Source organism: Fuerstiella marisgermanici (genome assembly GCF_001983935.1).
GTDB lineage: Bacteria > Planctomycetota > Planctomycetia > Planctomycetales > Planctomycetaceae > Fuerstiella > Fuerstiella marisgermanici.
Window position 1 is genome coordinate 8,757,199 of the sequence record NZ_CP017641.1, and the last position, 24,404, is coordinate 8,781,602.

Below are 24,404 nucleotides of genomic sequence, written 5' to 3' on the forward strand. Positions count from 1 at the left end.
CGGCTTCTACTGACCAGTAACTGCCGCAATTTTCTTGGCGGCGGCTTCTTTCGCCTTTCCCATTACATCGGCTACCTTAACGGGCTTACCGCCCTGGCGTTTGCTTTCGTCGGCGGCTTCCATGAAGGCGTAGATGTCGGTGGTTTCTTCTTCGCTAATCGGAGGCTTGCCGGACTTGAAGAATTCGACAATCTCGACCAGCAGTGGGTCGTAGCCGTTGTAGCCGCCGATTTCGGCGATGCCCTTCGCTCCAAACGCGTGGCCGCCGTAGCCGGTTTTGCCGGAGCGGATACCTCGGAAAGTGCCGATTCGTCCATCATTCCATGTGCCGGTGACGAGTTCTGTGCTGTCCGTCTGGGTTCGCACGACAGTTTCCACGCCGGGCCCCATCACTGTAAACAGGCTCTCACAACCGTGAATCCCGTACCAGTACAGGTCTGGATGAGTCTTCTCAAGTGAACATGGCGAATACGTGCTGGCGCCCATTACGTCGCCGATCGAACCGTTTCGCACAGCCTGTGTGTTTTTTCCATACCGCAGTGACGACGACGAAAAAACGGGCGATTTATAGTGCTTTGATAGCTCGAAAATCGCAATACAGTCTTCAAGACTTCCAGCGATCGGCTTGTCAATAAAGCATGGTTTGCCGGCTTTCAGGACGGGAATGATCTGTTCAAGGTGAGGTCGGCCGTCGTTTGTTTCCAGCAGGACGGCATCAACCTGCTGCACCATGGCCTCGAGGTCGTGGACAATTTTGACGCCATATTTCTGGATGTCTTCGGTGTATTTGGGAACTCGCGTTACGCTGCTTTCGATGTCCGGCGAACCCTTGGGGTACACGACCGTCAGTCGGCAACCCGGCACGTGTTTCGGGTCATCAGCGTTATTCATCAGTTTGGCAAATGCCAGACAGTGCGACGTATCCAGTCCGATCATGCCAACTTTGATTGGCTCATCAGCAGATGTCGCGGTAGCGAACGTAAGAAGGGCGAAAGCGGTAATCGTTGACAGAAGTCGCATAGGGGGCCTCAAGGTAGGAGGAAATCCGGGTGGGAAAATCGAAGACCGCCATTCTTGCGACTTCACGAGGCATTGCCAATGATGCGCCGGAATTTCCGCGTTTGGACGAACCCCGTCTGTCATCTCAGCCGCCAACGGCACCGGGGGCCAATTGACGTGCGACTCCTGAGATTGCCTTAAATCGGATCGGACGGCGTCCGCTTTCGACTGGTGGAGGCGTCTATAGCCAGGACTTCAGTGTCTTCAGGTCCTTACGAATGGCTTCCCAGTGTTCCGGAACCAATTCGGGTTTGCGGTGGTCGATGTATTCTTCGTGTAGGGAAACGGGGCCTCGGAAATCAGTTCTGGCCAGCATTCGGAAGAACTTCGAATCTACTCGCCCGTCACCCAGGGGCACATTGGTCGGCCGCGCCTCGCCCCAAGTGAAGTCTTTGACGTAGACGACCTGAATATGAGGTCGAATTAAATGGAAGCCGATCGGCCAGCTCATGCCTGCTTCGACGGTGGCGTGTCGGATGTCATACGCGACGCCGACTTGCGTGGGATCGATGCCGTCGAGACCGCGGTGCAGGTCCCAGATGGGAGCTCCAAAATAATTGCGACCGGCATGATTCTGGTAGACGGCCGTGATTCCCAACTGCTTGTTCAGGGCAGCAAGGTCCTTCATTTTCATGCGCCACTCGTCAATCTGTTTCGTGATTGACTTGCTTTCATCGTACTTGAAGTACTGCATGCGGTAATACCGAATGCCGAGTTTCGCTGCTGTTCTTAAAACGGCTTCGGAGAGGGGATCTGACGGATCGTTGATGTTGGATGTCAGAACTGTGAGCTTCTGATTCTGCTTTTCCAGTGCGGCGACAAGTTGAGGTAGCTTATCGGGCACCGCTTCGGGTTCGATGTGGCCACCCGGCCGAATGGGCGCTTCAATTCCGTTGAAACCGATGTTGGCGGTTTGCGTTGCCAGTTCGTCAAAGGTCAGTGAGTTGAATGGCTTGGTGAAGACGCAAATCTGATTCGCCTTCGCCGCAGATGATTCATCTGCAGCAAGTTTGGATGAAGCGAAAGCGGCAGCGGCTGAGGCGGCAAGGAATGTTCGACGAGTGGGCATGGTTGGGTCTCGCTTTCTTGGTCGGAATCAGGGGCGTTGAGGTTCGAAGGTCAACAGACGCCAGGTGAACGCTGACAGGCACGGTACCAGCTCGCATTTCAGGCACGCTTCAGCGGTCTCGTTCGTTCAGGCAAATTCTGGCCGCCGTTGACACCCGGACAAGCATCAGCCCGAATCTCATCACTGCCAACGCTGTGAACATCGTGATGCTGGCTTCGACAAATTGCGGGGGCGACGGATCTTTTAGAAAACGAATTCCTATCCAGATCAACACCACCGATCCGAGCACCAGTGCCCAGCCGACTATTTCGCGGATCCAAAACAGCATCACAATTGTCCTCGGTCTTTGTAGGCATCAGGGGCGTCGATGGGAGCAGGCTGCGGTTCCGTCGGGTGCAGTTCGCGGACTTTCTTCCGCCGGACCTTGATTCGTTTTCGAATGATCATCCGCAACTCACGGTGGTTCCATTTCAAAAAGACACTGCGAAGGTACACGCCGGCCTGGCTTTTGGAAAGGCTTCGCCACGCAACTTCATTCACCAAAACCAACACAGGCAGGTAAAGCAAAAACAACAACAGCCCCAGCATGATGGCTCGGTAACCGGAGGGCCGAATTCGGAAGTCGCGAATCGTACTAAAGCCGGAACCGGGGCCATGGAAAGGAACCAACCACATCACGATGCGTGCTGCGATCCCGCAGGCAATAATTACTGACAGCATCTTCAGCATTGAACGGCAGAAGGCCACCAGATTTGTCGCGATGACTTCAGCCGTCTGCTGATCGCCCTTCACGAAATCGACTACCAAGTACCTCATCGAAGTCAGGGCCGATTGACGATCGAGTTCCTGCAGGACGCGAAAACGGCTGAGGGCCGCCAGCAGGCTGACTGAAATGACAACCCACAGCGTGTCGTTCAGCGTGAAGATGGGGATCGCCCGCCGAGATTCAAGGTAGAACAAGTTGACTTGAATCAACCCCAGCAGCACCATCACTCCGATCCAGTGTTTGAGCGGCAGCACGATGACGGCTAAAAAAATCAGGTTCAGGGCGATGCTGATGTGATCGCCGCCATACAACGATGACAGGAACAGCATGCCTAACCCGGCACTAAGCAGCAGGTAAAATGTCTGCCACGCTCGAGGTTCGATGTCGATGGCCTGATGCTTGTCAGTGCGGTTTGGCGTCTCCATCTAGCGAATCCCCGCAAACGAAACTCGGCCACTGCGAGCCAGGTTGGTTTCGGCCAGAACCAGCCGAATGGCATCTTCTTCTCCGGACAACGTCACCGAAGCTCCGACGCGGCGCAGCGCACGTTGTAGTCGAGTGGCCAGTTCTTTGGTGCGAAGGTCTTCGGCACGGGCCATCAGGTCTTCGGCGGTGAGTTTTGTTGCTGCATTGCTGGCATCTGCTTCAGAAGTCGCAGTCGGTTTGAGTCCCCCATTGGGGCGGCGGAAGGTGGGAGTCGGGCAGACAAAGACGACTCGATGATGCCTCGCCAACGCCATTTTGACGGCGGGCATTACCTGACTGATGTTCGTCGCACATTCCAGCAGGTTGGCCATCACGACGTAGACTTCGTTGTCGCGAGCCATCGCTACGGATTCTGAAATTGCCTTGCTGAAAAGTTCCATTGTGGCCATGCCGTCATGGAAACCGCGACTGCGAGTCTGTAACAGCGGCTCCATCCATGACACGCCCGCGTCGACCAGAAATTGCTGCGCTGATCTTGCCAGCATGGAATCATCGTGAGCCAGTTCCAGAAGTTGCACGGGCGACAGACCGTACAACTCGGCCAGCACGCCCGCTAGTAATGTTCGCTGATACAGAGCCTTGCGTTTCCACGGAGCCAGCGGGAAAAACGTGAACGGAACCTGGTTAATTCGCGAATCGAGTAGCTCCGGATGACGCTCGCCGGCTAACCTCATCGCGGCGTTGACTAAGCCGGGCGAAAGTCGTTGCTGCGGCGGGACCGGATTTACGGCGAAATCGGATAGTGCTTCCAACAGTCGATAGAAGCCTCGTTCGCCTCCAGATGGCGCAACTCGCGTGCGTCCCCGTTCGTCAAACAAGACCGCGCCAACCGGGTCGCCCACAGACGCGGACGATCGGGCGACCGTGCCTGCCACGTACAGCATCTGGTCCAGCAGTCGGCGTCCAAAACCTCCAACCCGCGTGCTGATCGAACCGTCAACAAACAGGTGCACTCGGACGGGCACCTCGGATTCGTATTGGCGAGTCATCAGCGTGTCGCGCCGCGCGGAAACTTTCCACGCGATCGACTTGGGCGGATCGCCGGGAACGTATTCTCGCAGTTCCAGCAGTTCAGAGCCCATCCCTGCGCGCTGCAGGCGATGAATGCCGTGCTGCGGCAGCGAGTTGATGCGTTTGACGATCGCATTTGATTCGTTGATATCGGCGTACGCGGGAAGGACGCGGAATGTCTGTTCGACGGGCACGAAACGTTCCGTCGCGAAAAAGCCCTGAGGGTCCTGAATCGTGATTCGGAAGCCCGGCAATGTCGCTCGGCCAGCCCCGCCAATTTTGGCTTCATAGGAAAACGTGGCGGTGTTCGTTCGCGTCAACAATTCACGTTCATAGTTGCCGGACGTGATGATGAAGTTCTCAGGCAGACAGTCACGGACCATCAGCAGTGGCCCAATGCTGCCGCGTCGACTCGATGTTTTGGTGACCACAGAAACCTTGCGTCCTGCCCACAGATAGCCGGACGATTCACTGCGCCCGTTGACTGATCGTTCGATCTGCAACTGCGGAAGTTCAAACCACAGCCGAGTGTAGAACAGCAACCATTCGGCAAAGACCCAGAACAGAACTGTCAGCGATAGCCACGTCAGCGTGTGCTGATTTCGCAAAACGCCAAGCCCCGCGCCGCACACTGCCAGCAACACTAGCCATCGACTGCGGGCTGTCATGAGGCGTCTTTCTTAATTTCGCTGTTGCAAAACGGGCACGGCTTCGATCAGTTGATGAATGACGTCTGTTACTGTGCGGCCATCCATTTCTGCTTCCGGACGCATGATCAGGCGGTGAGCGAGTACCGGCAGGCAGACGGACTGAATGTCTCCATGAGTCAGATAGCCACGGCCGCTCATAAGTGCGTGAGCTCGTCCGGCCTTCATCAAATTGATGGCCGCTCGCGGGCTGGCTCCGAGCACCAGGTCCGGGTGATTGCGACTTTCTCGCGCGATGTCGATGATGTATTCCTGCAGTTCGCGAGTTCCATAAACGGTATCCAGCTGCTGCTGAATCGTAATGATTTCTTCCGCGTTGGTGACGGCCTGGGGAGTCACGGTCGCTTTGCTGTGAAGGTCCAGCATGTTGACTTCCTGCTCTCGCTGCGGATAGCCGACATCAATCCGAAACAGAAACCGGTCAAGTTGTGCTTCCGGGAGTCGATAAACGCCTTCCTGTTCGACAGGGTTCTGAGTCGCCAGCACCATAAACGGAAGCGGCAGTTCCAGCGTCTGCCCTTCAATGGTCACCTGGCGTTCCTGCATGGCTTCCAGCAGTGCCGACTGCGTTCGCGCGGGAGCTCGGTTTAATTCATCGGCAAGCAGTAGCTGGGTAAAGATCGGGCCTGTGCGAAGGACGAATTCGCTGGTTTGCCGATCCAGCACCTGAGTTCCCGTGACGTCAGATGGCAGCAAGTCTGGCGTAAACTGAACTCGTTCGAAGTCGATTCCCAGCACCGTTGAAAACGTTCGACACAGAGTTGTCTTGGCCGTCCCGGGTACACCTTCCAGCAGCACATGTCCGCCGGCGAGGAGAGCCATCAGCAACTGATCCGTCACGCTTTCGAGGCCCACGACGACTTCCCCTACGGCTTTTAGGGTTCGAGACCGCAGCGAATTAACGTGGACGGCAAGTTCGTTGGTATTGGAAACGGACACGGCGGATTTTCTTGTTGTTTCTGCCACATTGGTAGGAGGGCGTCGTCAGATGGCAATTCTTTATTAGGGTTCGGACGCTGCGAAACTGTATCCATTTTCGCTCCGAAAATCATGCGTCGAGCACTGAAGGCTGGTTTGCCTGGGGCGCAATCCGAGTTGCGGTTCATCAATTCTTACACCGTGCCCTTGCGTTGCCGCTTGCCAACTGCGTAACCTGCCAAGGTGGGACCGCTCGTTTGAGTTGCCACAAGTTCCGATTGACGGCCTCCCGGGCCCGCTCAAAACTCTGCAATGCACCACCGGTCCGAAAAATCCAGCTTACGCCGCACAGGAACCGCCATTCTGATGGTTTTCTGTCTGTTGTGTATGCCATGCTTTGGAATACCGCTGGCGGTTGTTCGAGTTCTAAACACCGGCGAAATTCTGTTTCCTGTGGAAGCGGAAGAAGAATGCGTCGTTGCTGACGCATCGCAACGAATCCGCCGCGCTCCGTTCAGTTTGGGCCGCCCCGTATTGCGCCGCTCGCCCATTCGGCGAACACCCACCCTGAGTATCCCGGCTATCTGCGTGGTGGCGGGACACCGACTGGCGAATGGGTTGCTGGCACCCATGCTGCGCTAGAGTTCGATTGCTGCGCTAAATTGCCGTTAGTGATTCGAAGACGAATCGCCGCGAAATGCTGAATTCCAGCTAGTCCCACTGTCCGGGAATCGCACTCGGCTTTTTAGACCGGCTCACTCGCCCAACAGCGTTCTTGGTTTTCCGCTGGTCACTCCTGACGACTCGCCGCCTTGCCGCACGCACTCACTTCAGTACGTGCGCAATTCTGATGATGAAGTCGCTGGCACCTTTGATCCAGGAAGGCTTCGGCCATTTGCCGCAAGCAGCAATGGTGCCGCCTGTGAACCGAGAACTGCACCAATCCACTCGTTCGACCCTATGGACAACGAGCTACCAAATCGCGCCTTCTAACAGGCGCGGGGTAACAATCTGATATCGCCAATTGAAATAGAAATAATGAATTCAGAAGAAGATAAACTGGTCAAAAATAATCCACTGTTTGCATCCGCCACCATAGGACGCGACCTAACCGCGTCGCTGGTCGTGTTCCTGGTCGCGCTGCCGCTTTGCCTGGGCATTGCGCTGGCCTCAGAAGCTCCATTGTTCTCCGGTCTGGTGGCTGGAATCGTCGGTGGTATCGTGGTGGGCGCACTCAGTGGATCGCATACAAGTGTGAGTGGTCCGGCCGCTGGATTGACGGCCATTGTTGTGGCTCAAATTGAAAGTCTCGGCAGCTTTGAAGCGTTCCTGCTGGCGGTGTTAATCGGCGGCGTGCTGCAGGTTGTGTTCGGGCTGATGAAAGCCGGGGCGTTGTCCGCCTTCTTCCCGTCCAGTGTGATTAAGGGATTGCTGGCCGCGATTGGTGTAATTCTGATTTTGAAGCAGATTCCTCACCTGCTGGGCCACGACACCGACCCGGAAGGCGACCTGTCGTTTGAACAGCCAGACAACGAAACGACGTTTTCGGAATTCGGCCGGCTGATCGATGGTGAAATTCATGGCGGTGCGGTCGTCGTGGGGCTTGCGTCGATTCTGGTGCTTGTCATCTGGGGCCGCTGGAAGCCATTGAAGAAGTCGATTGTGCCCGCGCCGCTGGTCGTTGTTTTGCTGGGCGTCGCGATCAACTATGTCTTCCAACGGATGGGCGGTGGCTGGCCGGTCGGGGAATCGCATTTAGTGAAGGTGCCGGTTCCGGAATCGCCAGTGGACGTGATTGGTTTTCTACGGCTTCCGGACTTTTCACAGTGGCGGAACCCTCAGGTCTACATTGCAGGTTTCACAGTCGCCATCGTGGCATCTTTAGAAACGTTGTTGAATCTTGAAGCCGTCGACAAGCTTGATACGCGTAAGCGAGATTCACCGCCAAGTCGGGAACTGATTGCTCAGGGATGCGGCAATATCACTTGCGGGCTGATCGGCGGGTTGCCGGTAACGTCCGTCATCGTGCGAGGTTCTGTGAATGTTAACGCTGGTAGTCAGACAAAACTGTCTGCTGTTTTTCACGGTGTTTTGTTGTTGGTAAGTGTTGCCTTCCTTCCTGCTTATCTGAACATGATTCCAAAGGCAGCGCTGGCTGCAATTCTGCTGGTCACAGGATTTAAGCTGGCCAGTCCACAGTTGTTCCGTCAGATGTGGGCAGAAGGGCGTTACCAGTTTGCTCCGTTTATCATCACGCTGGTATCGATCGTGATGACGGACCTGCTGGTCGGAATTCTGATTGGGCTGGCCGTCAGCATCCTGTTTATTCTCAACAGCAACCTGCGGCAGCCGATTCGTCGTATCGTGGAAACTCACCTGGACGGTGATGTCATTAATCTGGAGTTAGCGAACCAAGTCAGTTTTCTGAACAAAGCAGCCCTCGACAAAATGCTGAATGATTTGCCGCGCAGCAGTCGACTGCTTGTGGATGCTACCGGAACTGACTACATCGATCCGGATGTGCTAAGCCTGTTGCGTGACTTCAAAGAATCCATTGCACCGCAGCGCGGCGTGAAAGTCAGTTTGCGTGGGTTCCGTGAGAAATATCATCTGCAGGACGATGTGCAGTTTGCCGACTATTCCACACGCGAACTTCAGGGCCGGCTGACTCCTGATCAGGTGCTGGATATTCTGAAGGAAGGGAACCGGAGATTTCGTTCCGGGAATCGCCTGTCGCGAGACTTCGGTCGACAAGTCGATGCGACCAAGGAAGGCCAGGCGCCGCTGGCGGTGATTCTTAGCTGCATCGATTCACGCGTTCCCGCTGAGTTGGTCTTTGACCTGGGCTTGGGGGATATCTTTAGCGTTCGCGTGGCCGGGAACGTGATTGGGACCAAGTCGCTGGGCAGTATGGAGTACGGAGTGGCGGTTGCAGGCGTGAAGCTGGTATTGGTGCTGGGTCACACTCGCTGTGGAGCGGTAACGTCGTCGGTGAAGCTCGTTAGTGAGAATCAGAACGCTGAGGCGGCAACCGGTTGCGGTCACCTTCAGGCAATCGTTGATGAGATTGCGCCATCGGTGCTGCAATCACCAAAACGGAACCTTCGGGACATGTCGCCCGCCGAGGTCGAAGAGTTCGTCGACGAAGTGGCACGCGAAAATGTCATGCACACGGTGGCAGTCGTGACGGAACGCAGTGAGGTCATCCGCAACGCGGTTGAGGCTGGCGAAGCGAAAGTTGTCGGAGCTTTGTACGACATCAAGAGCGGCGAGATCGAATTCTTTTGTTAAACCGTTCGTGCGCACTCGATCTGCAAACTCAAAGCGTTTGAAGCAACCGCGACCATCGCCTTCTGACATTTGTTGGAATCGCGTTGGTCGCGGCTCGACGTCGCTGACGGCGGTCGGGATCGCGGTCAATCTCGCGACACTGACGGACGTACAGGTCGCAAAAATGACCAGCCCGTACTACCTGGAAATATCTAACGTCTGCGTGTAACGGACGGCGGAGGTGCTCTACAGCGTTTCACGCTGACTTGTGGCCGCGGAAATCGGTTATTGTCCTACGTAGGCCGGTTCCCACGAGCCAGAACCGTCCACAACAAAACGTAAATTGCTCTAGCCGGCCTGCACAATCACAGTGGCGACGGCGACGAGCGTTACGACGGCGGTAAAGCGTACAAGCGTTTTCATGGGCAGAAGACCTGTGCGATGGGGCTTGAGGCGGAAACGTACTGCGAATGCCGCTCATTCAGCTATGGATCCCGCTATCATTGACGATCGGCTGCCGTGTTTCGGTCGCTCAAGCAATCGTTCGATGTCCCGCTGAAATGCGGAAAGACGTGCCCGCGACTGTCAATCTTTAGGATTCGGCCTATTGGGCAAGCCATATCCCTCAGGATTGCCGGGCTACCGAAATTGGCCTTAAGTGGCACCTTTTGAGTCCTGGCCGAGCCATGTGGCCCCTGCCAAAGGTGGCCGATTCTGCGAGAGGAAACGCGTTTCCCGTGAGAATCCGCTGGTTTCCGAAAGTGTTCACTGTTGTGAGTGCTGCGCGGCTTACCTAAACTTCGCCGCAGAAATGTGACCTCTTTCTTCGACACACCTTATTCACAACCGGGCATTCACGACCAATGGCGAATTATTTTTTCACGAGCGAATCTGTCAGCATGGGCCATCCGGACAAGGTTTCGGATCAGGTTTCGGACGGAATTCTCGATGCCCTGCTGGCTCAGGACCCAATGTCGCGCGTGGCCTGTGAAACTCTGTGCACCACGGACCTCGTCGTGCTTTCAGGCGAAATCACGACGTCCGCCGAAGTCGATTATGTGGAAGTCGCTCGCCAGGTCATTCGTGAAATCGGTTACACCAGCGACGACATCGGATTTAATGCCGACACCTGCAAGGTGCTGAATTACCTTCACAGCCAAAGTGCCGACATCGCAATGGGCGTCGACCGTGATGGAGCGGGCGACCAGGGCCTGATGTTCGGTTATGCGTGTGACCAAACGCCCGAACTGATGCCCGTGGCAATCGCATTTTCGCACCGCATCATCAACCTGCTGGCCGAAAAACGCCAAAAGGGCGAAGTGAACTGGCTGCGCCCGGACAGCAAAAGTCAGGTGACCGTCGAATATGATGGAGCCAAGCCGGTCCGCATCGATGCGATCGTGGTTTCCACCCAGCACTCAGCGGATGTGTCTCAGGCAGAAATTTCTGAGTACGTTAAGAAGGTGATCAAGGAAGCCATTCCTAATGACCTGCTGGACGACAAGACAAAGTATCACATCAACCCGACCGGCAACTTTGTGATCGGTGGTCCTCACGGTGACACCGGTTTGACCGGACGCAAAATCATCGTCGACACTTACGGCGGTTGGGGCCGTCACGGCGGCGGAGCGTTCTCTGGCAAAGATTCGACCAAGGTTGACCGATCGGCCGCCTACATGGGCCGGTACGTTGCCAAAAATATCGTCGCGGCAGGTTTAGCTACCGAATGCGAAGTGCAACTGGCCTACGCCATCGGTGTGGCAGATCCAGTCAGCGTGCGAGTTGACACCAACGGCACAGCGACGGTTCCGGAAGAGAAGATCCAAAAGGCCGTTCAGGAAATCTTCCCGCTGAACCCCAAGGGAATTATCGATCACCTCGGACTGCGGAAACCCATCTTCCGCCACACCGCTCATGGAGGTCACTTCGGCCGCACTGAAGAAGAATTCAAGTGGGAAGCAACGGACATGGTCGACGCGTTGAAGGCAGCAGTGAGCTAACAAGCTGTGCGGACACGGCCGCAGGTAAGTGTCAAAGCACAAGTTGAGCTTGATACGTCTGCGAAAACGAGCGGCTAGCGATTTTCGGCGCACAGGACAGGAGTATTCGGACGGCCTGCTGGTCGAACGGATCAACTTTACGAAGGCAGGGAGCCATGACGGAATCGTTTACTCGGACGTCGCGCAGTCGGCGAGTTGTCGCGTTAATGGCATGGGGCGGTTTGATTTTCACCGCCTGGTGCTTCACGTCGGCTCGCTGGCATGGCACTTTAAGGACTGTGCCGGAGGAATGGGTCACGTTTATTCTGGCCGCGTTCTCAGCTTTCGTGGCCGTCTTTGCGTGGATGTTGTTCAACCCGGCCAAACGATCGGCCGTGGAATCCCCGTCGTTGTCACTTGCTGCGGCGGCCACCTTGTTTCCTCCGCCGATCATTGGTTTCTGTCTGATGCCCGCCAGTTCGCCGTTGGCCGGTTGGTTGGCGTTGGCGATCTTTCTGCTGTGCGTCATTGCGATTCTTAGCCATGTGCCGGACGACTTCTTCGCTGTTCCGCGTAGTCGCAGCACATATTTGATGCCGCTACCCGCCTTCGATCGAGTCGAAGGCGACGTGATGGATCCCGATGCGGCGTGGTTTCGGTTTACCGATCTGTCCGCGGTTGTGGCGGATACAGAACGACCGTCGTTGGCACCGCGGGCGTATCTGCAACGAGATACCGTGAGGCCTCAACCTTCGGTCAAAGCCGAAGTCGCTCCGCTGTCTGATGTGCATGATATTCTGGGCGCAGATTTCGACGTCGGACTATTGGACGATCCATTGTGGGACCAGGATGAAGACTTCGCTTCGCCGAAAAAACGGCCGGAAAGCGACACTAGCAAACCACAACAACGCGCCGGCTTGGCGCCTCGGCAATCGCCACTGAATCCTGGGCCGAGTGCCAGAAGTGCACAGCAAGGCACGGGCAGCAGCGGAGAATCAGACCGGCGGCCCAGTCGATATCAGCCCGGTTCTCGAACAGCTGAAACGCCAACCGCAGAATCCACACCGCGTCAGGAAAGTCGTACTCCTGCGAAGACGGAACGCGTCTCAGAACACACCGTGCAGTCGCCAGCCGCACCACTGTTGCAGGAACGCCCTCAGCAGTATTCGACTCACAACCCTCAGCCGCGAGCCGATCGGAATCGCCACGTTTCGGAATCCAACCGTGCGACGACAAATCGCTCCGCCGCTGATCCATTAATTTCCGCAGATCAACAGACGACTCAACGCGCAGAACGCCGTGCCGCGCAGACGCCGCCGACGTCGGAGCAACATAAGGAAAGCCACGTCGGAAGTCACGAATCCCAGTCCGCAAAAGTGGTTCCGCCTGTGGTGCCGGTGCCATTCAACCTGCCGGATATCAGCCGAACCGAAGCAACAGATTCAGATCGCAGGGCCGGCTCACAACCCGCCTCCACCACGCAATCGCCGTCTCAGGCACCGGATGCCGGCACCGCCTCGTGGCGTCGACCGCGCCGCGAACAGCCCGAAACACAGACCGATGTTGCTGACTCACCGATCACGGCGTATCAGCATCAAACGGTGGCCGAAGAACGTCCGGCCGTGGCAAAACGAACAGTCAGCGAAGCCAGTGACTTTCTGACGGAACAACGTGACGATTTTTCGGAGGACATGACGGCTGCGGAAGCTCGCCCCCAATCGCTGATGGGAATGCCGATCGCGCGGGAGACTTCGAAACCTCAAGCCCCCGTTGAACAGCGTCTGGCGGAATCGCAAACAAAAGCTGACGCGGGTTCAGAACGCCGTGCTCAGCCAAAGATTGAGCGGACCACTGAAGAGGACGGCAGCGAGTTCGTTGAAGGTGTGATGACGGTTCGCTTCGACAAAGGCCAGAAGCGAGCCAACCTGCACGTGCCGTTTTCTCCTCCGCTGCCAGGCACGCCTGAAGTGGAATGCGAATGGGCGGGGGATGAGCCCCTGCGATTGAAAGTGCCCGTCCGCCAGCCCTACGGAATCCGCATCGAAGCACGTCGTTCCAATGCAGACGAAGCGTTGGAAACCGAAATCAGCTTCGCCGCCGCGTGCTCTCCTGAGTAGCCGCTCAACCAGTTGAAAAGTGCCGCGCTGAAGTCCGGACGCAATTCGCGGACATGCTCGGGGCATCAGTGATGCTTCACGATTGAACCTGTCCAGTCCGGTCCCAAACGGCTGCGCGGCAGACGGTGCTTGTGTAGCATGTGCCGACATTCGACCACAGTATTTTGCGATCGACCGCCTGAAACGCCGGGTCGTGGATGCCAATAGACAGGACGTTTTTTTTGCCGGGGAAGTGACATGCCGCGTGGAATTCCGTCCGCTACTGTCGCATTTCTGAAGATCACGGTAGCATTTGGCGATACCGCATCTTTCAGAATTGGGATTCAGCATGCTTCGATTCCTTACTGTCATTCAACCCAGTGGTCATAGGGCGTCCGGTCTTCTGTTGGCCCGTGGACCGGCCAGATTTGTCTGTGCCGTCCTTTTGTGCGTTGGTTTCGACGGCCTGTTTGGCCAGGAAGTCGTCGGTGAGTCTGCCGCGCCGAACATTGTCGTCATTCTGGCTGACGATATGGGCTATGGCGACATCCAGGCATTGAACAACAAGTCGACGATTCCAACGCCAAACCTGAATGGCCTGGCGAAGGACGGAATGACGTTTCTTGACGCTCATTCGCCATCCGCTGTCTGCACGCCGACTCGCTACGGGCTATTGACGGGCCGCTATTGCTGGCGCGGTCAGTTGAAGAAAGGAGTCCTTGGCGGATACAGCAAACCGCTGCTGGAGGACGGTCGACCCACGATCGCGAACCTATTAAAGGACAACGGCTACAACACGGGCGCGGTCGGAAAATGGCATCTGGGAATGCAGATGCCTTTGAAATCAGACGAAGCTAATACGTCGGTCTGGCAAGGTGACCCAGGAATCGATTTCGAGGGCGTCATCACAAACAGCCCGGTTCACCACGGATTCGATTCTTATTTCGGCGTCTCGGCATCGCTGGATATGGCCCCGTATGTCTACGTACGCAACGATCGGTTCACGATGCCGCCATCGATTCAGCAGGCTGCGAAACCTTTTCCGCATTTCATTCGCAAGGGGCCGCGGTCGGAAGACTTTGTGATGGCAGACGTCCTGGATAAGTTGACGCAGGAAGCCGTGGCGTTCATTAAGAAGTCTTCGCAGGAACAGAAACCGTACTTCCTTTACATGCCGCTGACCGGGCCTCACAAGCCAGCGTTACCCCATGATCGTTTTCGAGGCACGACCAAGCTGAAGGAATACGGCGACTTCGTGCATCAGGTCGACTGGACGGTTGGTGAAGTCTTGAAAGCAATTGATGCGACGGAAGCGGCAGACAATACGCTGGTGATCTTTACTTCAGACAATGGTTCGTACATGCGTCGCTTTGACGATCCAGACCAGAAGGATCATGTGGACGATACCAAAGTCCAGGGCTACAAGGCCGCTCACCACACGGCCAACGGCGTGCTGCGAGGCACCAAGGCGGACATCTGGGAGGCTGGTCATCGCGTCCCGTTTTTCGCACGCTGGCCAGCAAACACCGCAGCTGGGTCCCGCACCGACGCGACGACTTGTCTGACCGATATATATGCAACCTGTGCTGCGATTGTTGGTGCAGAGATCGCTGACAACGCCGCCGAAGACAGTGCTTCGTTGCTGGACATTCTCAACGGTAAATCGCACGATCGAGGTGCTCCCGTGATTCACCATTCGGTCGCTGGCATGTTTGCCATTCGTGACGGTCGCTGGAAACTGGTCGCTGGCAACGGTTCCGGCGGTCGAGAAGCTCCGAAAGGCCAGCCGTTTGGCAAGCCCTATCAGTTGTTCGATCTAAAGGCGGAACTGGCGGAATCGAACGACGTTGCCGCCGACCATCCTGAACTCGTGCAGAGTCTTGCAACGCGGCTTCAGAAATTGATCGACGCTGGCCGCAGCGTGCAGCGGCAGTAAGAGACGCCGTCCATTGGATGCTTACAGTCGGAAGCGGAAGGTTTCGAAGAAGTAGCGTTTCAGCCATTGGAACACGGTGCGGTCTTCCACCAGGATTCTGGCTTTGCCCCGCATTCCTGGCTTGATCAACGCAGCATCGCTTTTGCTTTCCGGGTGGATGAAGTGCATCTCCACGGTCGCTCGGTAAGCCGTGCTGGTCAGCGTTTCCTGGCCCTTGTCGTCCGGGCGAGTCGCCAGCGTGCCGCCGTACTTGGTTGTGAGTGCTTCGGGAGCCACCTTTTCGCCGCGGCGAGAAACCAGTGTGACCGGTGCCGTGTAACTGATGTCTGGAAGCTGATCCAGCTTCAGTTCAATTTCCATATCATCCAGAAGGTCTTCACGGTCGGCCTGGTCAATATACAGGACAGCCTGAAGCTCGTCCGTTGGAGCGATCTTCATCAGTTCCGTGCCGGCTTCGACAACGCAACCCGCGTTTTCGGGATCCAGCGGTGTGCCGTGCCAGCGATGAATTTTTGTACGATCGACATCGTCTCTCTGCGGTTCAGGGACGCGGTCGGACGCGACAACCTTGCCGGAAATCGGTGCCAACACGACTCGGTCACCCAACACTTGAGCCAGGTTCAGCATCTGGTCTCGCAGCTTGGTCATTTCGACTTTGGCGCGATGTATTTGAAGCGTTGAATCCGATTGCTGACCGGATCCTTCAGCCGCGAGATACTGAGCGACAACCTGTCCCTGTGTGAGCCACAATTGCAGGCTGCTGGCAATTTCATCGCGCAGGCGAACTGCCTGCATGTCTTCAATAATGGCGACGACATCACCTTCTTTGACGTAGTCACCGGGCTGCGGCAGTTTCGAATATTCATCGGGAGAAGGAAGGTCTGCCAGCAGATCGAACTTCGTCTGATTCAGCTGACGTTCTGCTTCGGACCAGATGATCTGATCGAACACAGATTTCTGTTGAGCCTGAATTTCCTCATGGATTTTGCGATACGACTCTGGGGGCAAAATTTGCCCCGGCAATGGGCCGCTCGTTACGTGGGCCACGTTGACAGGCTCCATATAAAATGGTGCCTGGTGATACCATGGAATCGGCATCGTCAAAATCAGCCACGCCGCGCCGATAGCCACAGAAAGCGAAATGAAGATTTTGATCTTGTTCATTGGCTCCGCCCTTGGTGTGGCCACAATCTGGTAGACATTTTTGAACATGGAAAACACGATGCCAGCCATCGAAAATACACACAGCGTGATTCCCAGACTTTGCAGGTCATATGGCTTCAGCACTGTGTAGAGGAACATGCTGATCGAAACCAGAATGACCCAACGGTAGCACCACGCGGCTATCGCGTAGGTGACGAACCACGCCTTGCCGGTTTCCGGCATAAACGGATCGGGCCGGCTTTCGATGCCAAGGCAGTACCACGAAAACGATTCTCGCAGCATTTTGTCCGACTTCGCTCGCAGATTCGGTATCTCGAGGAAGTCGCTCATCATGTAGTACCCGTCGAATCGCATCAACGGGTTGGCATTGAAAATAACCGTGGTAATCGTGGTTACGAAGAACGTGTTCAACGCCAGATAGTGCAACATGCCTGGCTTGGTAAACCACCAGACATAGATCGCGATGGCGGAAATTATGACTTCGATGTACATCCCGGCCGCACCGATGATGATGCGATGCCACTTATTCTTCATCATCCACGAATCTGTCACATCACAATACAGACAGGGGCTGAACACCAGCAGCATCACTCCCATTTCGTGACACTCGCCCCCGAAATGATGACAGCTTAGACCGTGCCCGAATTCATGGATGACTTTGGCGGCCCCCAAAGTGATCCACAGATAGATCAGGTTGGGCCAGCCGAAGAAGCTTTGGAATTCAGGCAGACGGCTTTGAAATTCGTCGAACTGAGCTCCCAGCATTAACCACGCACTGACGACAAACGCCATTAGCGTCCAGACAAGTGGTTTCCAGAACATCCACACGAGGTATGGATACATCCATTGCAGAGTGCGTTCCGGGTCCCAGCCTGGCAGTCGCAGATACAACAGACTCATCAGCGACTGTTTTAGCTTCTGCTTCTTTTCCTTCGAGCGTTCCCGGATCATCGCGGCCCCTTGCCCGGGGCGATCGCTGGTCACCAGACTTTTCTTGTACAGGTCGGTGATTAGCTGCTGAATGTCGCTGAGTGTGACCTGCAGCGTCGGAAAGAATTTCTTCAGGTCCTCACGAACCTGTTCCAGACTACGAGTACCATCCAGCAGGTCCAGGATCTTGTACTGTTCCACCTGCAGCCGGTGATATTTCAGACCGACCGGATCTTTGATGACCTGATAGCCCACGCCCAGGTAGTCGATTTCCGCGACAACCAAATCGGCTCGACGGCGCAGCGGAATCGGTCGCTGATTAGAAGCGACCATTTCCTGAGACGTGGATTGAGTGGACTCAGCCATTAGGTTCAGCGGTTAGAGCGGGTACGCGGAAATTATTGGGACAGCCGTTTCTTCACGGTGTGCGACATTCGGCTGAAGTGCGACCCGCTTGCTGTTTGGTGGACTATTTTGCAGGCAGAATCACGGCATCGATGTTGGCACCTTCGCGGAGCCAGTATTTGCCGGGGCCTGCCAATTCGTTTCGGACGACGGCTTCAATTTCCATCAGATTCGCCTCATTCTTCTGGCTGGAACCGATGTAAGTGATCTCGCCCACGAAAGTCTTTACGTCGGTCTGGGCATTTTGCGCGGCTGGCAGAGAAGTAGGTGTCGCGGAGCCTTCTGCAACAGGCTTGCGACGCAGAAAACCGCCACCGCTGTTGTCTTCCTGTGCCGCACTGTCCGCAAACACGCGACGGACCAGAACTTTGTCGCCAATGTTGATCTGGCTTTCGTACTTCGGGCTTACCGTCAGGACCACAAACACCTCTTCCAGATTGACCACCGTCAGAATCGGATCGCCCTGGCGAACAGCGGACCCGACCGCTCGCTTATGAGTGTCCGTGACAATTCCACCGATTTCAGCCTTGATGTAGTACTGTTCCAGTTCGACGTTCTTTGTGTCGCGAGCAAGGCCGGCAAAGTGCTTGTCTTCCTTTGACTTGGCCAGTTCGGCTTCGCCCTTGATGACTTCGAGTTCCAACTGCCGGATTTCGTCGGCGGAAAAGGGCGGGACGTCAATGTTCCTTTCCTTCGCCACTTTGTTTGCGCCCTGTTTAGTCTGCAACTTGAACTTTGCGGCGTCCAGACTCTTGTCGGCGTATTCAATCAAAACGTTCGAATCTGCCTTAGCCTCAGCTTCCTTCAACTGGGCTTCCACCAGTGACGAATTCAGCCGCACGACAATGTCGCCTTTCGAAACCGTGTCGCCACGCGCTGTGGCCTTTAGCTCCGTAATCTTGCCGGGCACATCGGCCGCAATTTCGACTCGGTCTTTCACTTCGACTCGCTGCTGTTCGGGACGAATCGCGTGCGGAGAATCCCAACCGGTGGCGTCCTGACCGGTCACTGCCGGTGGAACGAGCAGCATTGCGGCGACGAATAGAATGGCTGTCTTCATGATTTTGAGCCTGCAAGAATTTTTGGGGTGGTAGGCCGCAGCGTTCAGATGCGTTGCGGCGAAGTTCGGTTCCGAGATCGCGAACGCAGGGACCAATGGAATGGCCGCAAAATGCACAAGCGATCGGCCGAATACCGGAACCACGGCTCGGCCTGTTTTTGACGGTTAACCTTTGGCAGTCAGACGTCACAACAACAGGTATCTAACGGATTTGCGCAAATGAAACAATGCGTAAATTCCGTCCACCGGCGTTTCTGTGGGCACTACTTAAGGATGGTAACGCCAGAATCGATTCTGTGTAGTGGCGTCTGCCAAATAAACAAAGTCGTCTCATCACAATGAACGTTGCGCCTGGCGTTGGATCCACCCTATAATTGACTGGAAAAGGATTGTGTAATCGCCACAATAACGTAAGTTTTCACAGGCACGGATGCAGATTGACTAAAACCGTCGATCTTTGACCTCACGAACGAGGCCGTAAAGATGGTCATCAAGACACCAAAACCTTACGAATTACTGATCGCTGACGACAGCCGCCGTTTCCGGGAGACTCTTCGTGAACTTCTGGAACCGGAAGAAGGGCTGCGCCTGCACGAAGTCGAATCGGGCGAAGAAGCGATTGAGTACGCTCAGGACGTGAAAATCGACATTGTGCTGCTCGACATGCACATGCACGTGATGACCGGCCTTGAAACTCTGCGAGAACTCAAGTGCCTTGATGCTCTGCGTCCGTGCATTCTGATTACTTCCGAGGCCACGGAAAAGCTGCGTCAGGACGCTCTGGAAGCCGATGCCTGGTCAGTTCTTAGCAAGCCCGTTTACCGGGCGGAACTGCGTCTTACGGTTTCTGAAGCGCTGCAGGATGCGTATCAAAATCCCGGCGCGTCGGATTTGGGCAGCGTCGCGACCGGCTTCTAGCCCGCACCGCATTTCGCTGATTTCAACGGCTGGCGGCCGTCATTCCTCCGCCCGAGTCCGCTGCGGGGCCTCGGGCGATCAGTGCAACTCTGATTAGTCGCCTGAGACTGCGGTTTCCGTCGTGATCGGATCTGCGTCCACGCCGCTTAAGAAGCCGATCATCATTTCTTCCGAACTCTGATCACCCCATGTGACCGAACTGCCAGGGTCTGGATTGACGAGGTTGTGTTTCGAGTTATCGAATATGGCGGTGCAGTGAATTCGAGTCCCTTTGGGAAGACGTTTGGGTTCGGCAAGTTCGTAGGTGAGTTGCCAGTTGAAATCGTAGTTGGGAACGTCCAACAGAATTTCGTGAGTTCCATCCGGATAGAACGCTTCGTAACGGAACGACTTGCCTCGCAGGTGCATGTGCGGCGACATTTCGATCAGCATCTGATCACTCTTCAAGCGAAAATCGGCTTCGACTTTGTGATTGGCGGCACCAGCCGGGATTTCAAACTTGGTGTTGAGGACCGCCGCTCCGCGAAGCAGCTTTTTCACGTTGCTTTTGTCGGTGAACTTCACACCGATGTAGCTAAGGTCTTTTTGCTTTGTTCCGTTGGGCGTGTAGTGCATTTCAAACACCAGTTTGCTGCCAGCAGGAATGTGAATCGCCGTTCCGTTGTCCAAGACCTGAGGTGTTGAGCCAGGGGCGTAACCCACCAGCATTCGCCGGTCCTGCGTCTTGCGGTCCTCTGAACCGGCAGGCACGATATAGGCGATAATGTGATGCACGACCGCGACGTTGTCGGGGCGAGCTTCAACAGCAGTCACGAATTTGTCTTCCTTCCAGCCCGGATCGACTGTGAAGTATTGGTAGTCGACGATCCCGTCTGCTGGGATTTCGAACGCTTCCTCCCGGACTTTAATCACCTGATCCGCCTTGGGCATTCGCCACCCTTTGACGAACTTTGGTGGTTCCGGCAAATCTGCAGCGTTCCCTTGCGGCATGCCGTTTTTGACCCACGTGCGAATTAACTGCTTTTCTTCGGGTGATAAGCGAGCGTCGTTGCTGAAAGTGCCGTGCTTGGGATTGGCGAACCAGGGCGGCATGCGGTTGTCCGCGATGACTTCCAGAATCGTGTCTTCCCAGCCTATGACGTCGTCGTATTTCTCAAGCTGGAACGGTGCGATTTCGCCCGACCGATGGCATTCGACACAGGACTTGTTGAAGATCCGGACGATCTGGTTCGACCACGTGACATCGCCATGAGGCTCCGTTTTGCGGACTCGGCCAATATGGCAACCGATGGCTTCGGTCGCTGCGACGCTGACATCTTTGCCAGCGAGCAGTTCATCAATTGCGATTGCCAGGTCTTTCCTACGCACCTTGTCTCGCGAGCGGCCCACCAAATACTGATCGTCGACGCGACCTCGGTAGCGAACCGTGCGATTCTGGTCCAGCAGAAATACTTCCGGCGTCCTTTCGGCTTTGAATTGATCAGCCACGCGATTGCCCACATCTTTAAGCATCGGGAACGTGATTTTGTGTCGAGCAACATACGCGGAAATCTCCGTCATGCTGTCCTGAGTGTTCGCATCGATCCCGACGAAGGCGACGTCCTTCGCTTGGTAGCGATTTTGGAGTTCGCTCAAACGCGGCCCATAAAGTCGGGCAAGCGGACATTCGGTCCCAAGAAACGCGACGACAACCAGTTTGCTGTCGGCAACACTATCCAAAGACCAGTCAACTCCGCGATGGGATGACAGAGTGAAGTCCGAAATCGTTTGATCAGCATTCGCATTCGCGGCGAATACAGAAGCTGTCAGGACAATCGCAAGGTTCACGAGATGTCGGTGAAGTTGTCGCGCGGCTTTATGCATGGCTTCAAACGTGATCTATGAAAGAGGAACAGCGTGCAAAAACGAGCAAAGATATCTGGCGAGGCAGCCGGCGGGAAATGTGTCCGAGTAGTAAAGTTATCGAGCCGCCAGCACGTCGAATTCTAGCGGCTTCACGGATCACACGGCAGGCCGGTTATCGCAAATCTTCGTATCCGATTGTACGCATGGCTGGGACCGCTGTCATGGGGATTCACAAACCGCAAATTGCAGTGCGGTGCTTCGCCGCAGGCAACCTAAGGCCTTGCCGCTGTGACAACAGTTTCGATGCGAGATTTGGCGGCGAAGCCAGCGGATCGTTTCACCCGTAGCCGCAGGCGCAGGCGTCCGCTATTCGGCGTCGGTTGGTGGTTCCGCTGCGACCCAGCCGTCCGCAGCAACGCCTGCGCCTTCGGCTGCGGGTTAAGCGACTCATATCAATCCGGCTGTAATAGACTCGACATCCTGAGCCGAAAGTCCTTTCCGGCAGAATGGATCTACTGTTCGCTGTCAGCCGCTCGTTGCTGGCGGAGGTGGTTGACCCAGTCCAGAAACTGAACTTCATGACCTCGCGCGACGGGTTCGTAGTATTGCTTTTCGACGCCCAGATAATCCTGTGCGACCCAGCCGTCTTCCGAATCGTGAGCGTACTTGTAGCCCTTGCCGTGGCCCAGTTTTTCGGCTCCTTTGTAGTGTCCGTCGCGAAGGTGCATGGGCACAGGCAGCACGGTTTGGTTGCGGACATCGTGCAACGCGGCGTCGATGGCTTTGTAGGCGGCGTTGGATTTTGGGGCGCAGGCCAGATAGGTCGTGGCCTGAGACAAATTGATGCGGCATTCCGGCATGCCGATCGTTTCTGTGGCCTGGAATGCCGCAGTGGCGATCAATAGTGCTTGCGGGTCAGCGTTGCCGACGTCTTCTGAAGCTGCGATCACCAGCCGACGCGCGATGAAGCGAGGATCTTCGCCCGATTCCAGCATACGCGCCAGCCAGTACAACGACGCATCCGGATCGCTGCCGCGGATACTCTTGATGAATGCACTCGCAACGTCATAGTGGTCATCGCCGTTCGGATCGAACCGGATCACGCGTTTTTGCAGCGACTCGACAGCGACGGCACGATCGACTTTCTTTGTTGTCGCCGCCACTGACAACGCCGCTATTTCCAGAGCCATCAGCGAACGTCGCGCATCGCCGTCGGAGAGAGTGGCGATCAGTTCCAACGCGTCTTCGTCCGCCGTCACGCCCGTGTTTCCGAGCCCTCGATCGGGATCATTGAGTGCTGTATTCAGCAACTGCAGCAGTTCCGTCGTGTCCAGTTCTTTGAATTCAAAAATCTGGCTGCGGCTGATCAGAGGTGCGACCAGGGAGAAGAACGGATTGGCTGTCGTCGCACCAATCAGCGAAATCGTGCCGCTTTCGACATCGGGCAGCAGGATATCCTGCTGGCTGCGGCTAAAGCGGTGAAGTTCGTCGATGAAGACGACCGTTTGAGTGCCATCGGCGGCGAGTGAGTTCTCCGCTTCGGCCAACAGTTCGCGAACGTCTTTGACTCCCGCCATGGTGGCGTTGAGTCTGCGGAAGCGTCGCTTTGTGTGTTTGGCGATCAGTTCGGCTAGCGATGTCTTGCCGATGCCCGGCGGGCCGTAAAAAATGACGGATCCGATCCGGTCGGCGTCCAGCATTCGGCGCAGCAACTTTCCTTCGCCAAGGATATGCTGCTGCCCGGCGAATTCATCCAGCGTCCGAGGCCTCATGCGAGCGGCCAATGGGCGTGCTTGTTCGCGGTTTTGTTCTTCTTCGGCAGCGAATAGGTTCATTGGCTTGTAGCAGAGATGCAGGTCGTGTCGATCAGGCGGGCGACGATTATGCGCGTTTTGAGCGTGCTTGTTCAGCGATTCACCCGCCGATTGTGACAGGTTTCGTGCGATTGTGACCGGCGGCTGCCGTGGATTCCGATCTACACGGTAGATTCCAGTCAATTTGGAAGACGGTCAGCCATTTTATTGGCCGTCAACGCGATGACTCTTCAAAATCCGGTCAGTTTGTGCAGAAACGTTTCGCCCGCTAACACAGCCTTTTGATTCACAACACTATGGTGGCCGTACTTCAACCAGTCAAACCGGGCAAGATCATTGCGATTGATCGCGCGGTAGTTTTGGTTGGGAGAAGTTCTGACTGCGACAATGTGATCAACGGCAGTCAGAAAATTTCGCGACGGCATTGCTGCCTCGTACAGGTCGACACCGACTATTACGTGCGCGATCTGGGCAGCATGAATGGCGTGTGGCTCAACAACGAACGGGTGAACCGGGAAGCGAAACTGTCAATCGGTGACCGGCTCACGATTGGTGACGTTGAGTTTCTATTTCATCCGAACGCTCGGATCGAGCAGAAAAAGAATATCGCCGCTCCGCCGAAGCAGCCTGCTGCCAGTGCACCCACAAAGCCGAAGCAACCAACCAGCAATTCCGCAGCGGCGCAGGTCGACAATGAAAAACACCGGCCGGATCGTGCAGCTTCGGAACTCGCCCGACCGCCGAAAAACACAGGGCTCAACAATGTCGACGATGGGTCCGAGCTGGATGACGTGATTCCTTTGGATGAACTGGAGCGTGAAGAGGCTCAGCAGTTCGAAACAAACGAATACGAAGTGATCGACGAACCAATCGGCGACGACGATCCGCGCGACGACATTCTGATGTTCGATGACGAAGACGACGAGGATTAGAGCCGTTTCCCTGTTGGTTGTGGACGTTTCGGGCTCGTG

The 24,404-nt window shown here is 55.8% G+C and carries 17 protein-coding genes; 7 read left to right on the top strand and 10 right to left on the bottom strand.

From position 1 onward, the window contains the following. Positions 1-6: 6 nt before the first annotated feature. From Fuma_RS33175 to Fuma_RS33200, 6 genes are all read right to left on the bottom strand, one after another. Entirely contained in the window at positions 7-1,020 is a 1,014-nt protein-coding gene (locus Fuma_RS33175; RefSeq protein ID WP_077027898.1) for a Gfo/Idh/MocA family protein, read from the bottom strand. 220 nt (positions 1,021-1,240) lie between these two features. Further along, positions 1,241-1,963, bottom strand: a complete 723-nt coding sequence (locus tag Fuma_RS33180; protein ID WP_414655197.1) for a sugar phosphate isomerase/epimerase family protein — start codon at positions 1,961-1,963, stop codon at positions 1,241-1,243. A 274-nt stretch (positions 1,964-2,237) separates the two neighbouring features. Next, a complete protein-coding gene (locus Fuma_RS33185) occupies positions 2,238-2,456 on the bottom strand; it encodes a hypothetical protein (RefSeq protein ID WP_077027900.1) in 219 nt (72 codons plus the stop codon). Then, complete coding sequence (locus Fuma_RS33190; protein ID WP_077027901.1) at positions 2,456-3,319, bottom strand: hypothetical protein; 864 nt, start codon at positions 3,317-3,319, stop codon at positions 2,456-2,458. Before Fuma_RS33190 ends, Fuma_RS33185 begins: the two co-directional genes overlap by 1 nt. Next, the gene (locus Fuma_RS33195; protein WP_077027902.1) at positions 3,320-5,059 is read right to left on the bottom strand and encodes a DUF58 domain-containing protein; all 1,740 of its coding nucleotides are present in this window, start codon (positions 5,057-5,059) and stop codon (positions 3,320-3,322) included. 12 nt (positions 5,060-5,071) lie between these two features. Continuing rightward, a complete protein-coding gene (locus Fuma_RS33200; RefSeq protein ID WP_077028708.1) occupies positions 5,072-6,037 on the bottom strand; it encodes an AAA family ATPase in 966 nt (321 codons plus the stop codon). 291 nt (positions 6,038-6,328) lie between these two features. Here Fuma_RS33200 and Fuma_RS33205 point away from each other — a divergent pair, with 291 nt between their 5' ends. From Fuma_RS33205 to Fuma_RS33235, 5 genes are all read left to right on the top strand, one after another. Beyond that, the gene (locus tag Fuma_RS33205; protein ID WP_077027903.1) at positions 6,329-6,658 is read left to right on the top strand and encodes a hypothetical protein; all 330 of its coding nucleotides are present in this window, start codon (positions 6,329-6,331) and stop codon (positions 6,656-6,658) included. A gap of 396 nt (positions 6,659-7,054) precedes the next feature. Continuing rightward, positions 7,055-9,307, top strand: coding sequence for a bifunctional SulP family inorganic anion transporter/carbonic anhydrase (locus Fuma_RS33210; RefSeq protein ID WP_077027904.1), 2,253 nt, complete (start codon positions 7,055-7,057; stop codon positions 9,305-9,307). An 842-nt stretch (positions 9,308-10,149) separates the two neighbouring features. Beyond that, on the top strand, positions 10,150-11,286 hold the full coding sequence (gene metK / locus Fuma_RS33220) for a methionine adenosyltransferase (protein ID WP_077027906.1): 1,137 nt from the start codon (positions 10,150-10,152) through the stop codon (positions 11,284-11,286). A gap of 155 nt (positions 11,287-11,441) precedes the next feature. Then, on the top strand, positions 11,442-13,382 hold the full coding sequence (locus tag Fuma_RS33230; protein ID WP_145944511.1) for a hypothetical protein: 1,941 nt from the start codon (positions 11,442-11,444) through the stop codon (positions 13,380-13,382). 328 nt (positions 13,383-13,710) lie between these two features. Continuing rightward, positions 13,711-15,297 (top strand): sulfatase family protein, encoded by a 1,587-nt coding sequence (locus tag Fuma_RS33235; protein WP_083732497.1) that lies wholly within the window; start codon positions 13,711-13,713, stop codon positions 15,295-15,297. 21 nt (positions 15,298-15,318) lie between these two features. On the opposite strand, the gene Fuma_RS33240 is transcribed toward Fuma_RS33235, so the two are convergent. Together Fuma_RS33240 and Fuma_RS33245 are read right to left on the bottom strand one after the other, a co-directional pair. Continuing rightward, complete coding sequence (locus tag Fuma_RS33240; RefSeq protein ID WP_077027909.1) at positions 15,319-17,757, bottom strand: HlyD family efflux transporter periplasmic adaptor subunit; 2,439 nt, start codon at positions 17,755-17,757, stop codon at positions 15,319-15,321. 103 nt (positions 17,758-17,860) lie between these two features. Then, a complete protein-coding gene (locus Fuma_RS33245) occupies positions 17,861-18,856 on the bottom strand; it encodes an efflux RND transporter periplasmic adaptor subunit (RefSeq protein ID WP_145944512.1) in 996 nt (331 codons plus the stop codon). Between the two features lie 483 nt (positions 18,857-19,339). On the opposite strand from Fuma_RS33245, the gene Fuma_RS33250 reads away from it, so the two are divergent. Continuing rightward, positions 19,340-19,774, top strand: coding sequence for a response regulator (locus Fuma_RS33250; RefSeq protein WP_077027911.1), 435 nt, complete (start codon positions 19,340-19,342; stop codon positions 19,772-19,774). Positions 19,775-19,867: 93 nt separating this feature from the next. Here Fuma_RS33250 and Fuma_RS33255 read toward each other — a convergent pair whose 3' ends face one another. Both Fuma_RS33255 and Fuma_RS33260 read right to left on the bottom strand, forming a co-directional pair. Further along, positions 19,868-21,601 carry a redoxin domain-containing protein gene (locus tag Fuma_RS33255; RefSeq protein ID WP_218922346.1) on the bottom strand — a complete coding sequence of 578 codons (1,734 nt, stop codon included), beginning with the start codon at positions 21,599-21,601 and terminating at the stop codon, positions 19,868-19,870. Positions 21,602-22,131: 530 nt separating this feature from the next. Beyond that, positions 22,132-23,454 (bottom strand): replication-associated recombination protein A, encoded by a 1,323-nt coding sequence (locus Fuma_RS33260; RefSeq protein ID WP_077028710.1) that lies wholly within the window; start codon positions 23,452-23,454, stop codon positions 22,132-22,134. A gap of 275 nt (positions 23,455-23,729) precedes the next feature. Between Fuma_RS33260 and Fuma_RS33265 the strand changes: the two genes are divergently transcribed. Next, positions 23,730-24,365, top strand: a complete 636-nt coding sequence (locus Fuma_RS33265) for an FHA domain-containing protein (protein ID WP_077027913.1) — start codon at positions 23,730-23,732, stop codon at positions 24,363-24,365. Positions 24,366-24,404 lie beyond the last annotated feature (39 nt).

Coding starts and splice junctions, on each gene's coding strand:
- Fuma_RS33210 (WP_077027904.1), top strand. CDS start 7,055: ATGAATTCAGAAGAAGATAAACTGGTCAAAAATAATCCACTGTTTGCA.
- Fuma_RS33185 (WP_077027900.1), bottom strand. CDS start 2,456: ATGCTGTTTTGGATCCGCGAAATAGTCGGCTGGGCACTGGTGCTCGGA.
- Fuma_RS33250 (WP_077027911.1), top strand. CDS start 19,340: ATGGTCATCAAGACACCAAAACCTTACGAATTACTGATCGCTGACGAC.
- Fuma_RS33175 (WP_077027898.1), bottom strand. CDS start 1,020: ATGCGACTTCTGTCAACGATTACCGCTTTCGCCCTTCTTACGTTCGCT.
- metK (WP_077027906.1), top strand. CDS start 10,150: ATGGCGAATTATTTTTTCACGAGCGAATCTGTCAGCATGGGCCATCCG.
- Fuma_RS33265 (WP_077027913.1), top strand. CDS start 23,730: ATGGTGGCCGTACTTCAACCAGTCAAACCGGGCAAGATCATTGCGATT.
- Fuma_RS33230 (WP_145944511.1), top strand. CDS start 11,442: ATGACGGAATCGTTTACTCGGACGTCGCGCAGTCGGCGAGTTGTCGCG.
- Fuma_RS33205 (WP_077027903.1), top strand. CDS start 6,329: ATGCACCACCGGTCCGAAAAATCCAGCTTACGCCGCACAGGAACCGCC.
- Fuma_RS33190 (WP_077027901.1), bottom strand. CDS start 3,319: ATGGAGACGCCAAACCGCACTGACAAGCATCAGGCCATCGACATCGAA.
- Fuma_RS33195 (WP_077027902.1), bottom strand. CDS start 5,059: ATGACAGCCCGCAGTCGATGGCTAGTGTTGCTGGCAGTGTGCGGCGCG.
- Fuma_RS33240 (WP_077027909.1), bottom strand. CDS start 17,757: ATGGCTGAGTCCACTCAATCCACGTCTCAGGAAATGGTCGCTTCTAAT.
- Fuma_RS33245 (WP_145944512.1), bottom strand. CDS start 18,856: ATGAAGACAGCCATTCTATTCGTCGCCGCAATGCTGCTCGTTCCACCG.
- Fuma_RS33235 (WP_083732497.1), top strand. CDS start 13,711: ATGCTTCGATTCCTTACTGTCATTCAACCCAGTGGTCATAGGGCGTCC.
- Fuma_RS33260 (WP_077028710.1), bottom strand. CDS start 23,454: ATGAACCTATTCGCTGCCGAAGAAGAACAAAACCGCGAACAAGCACGC.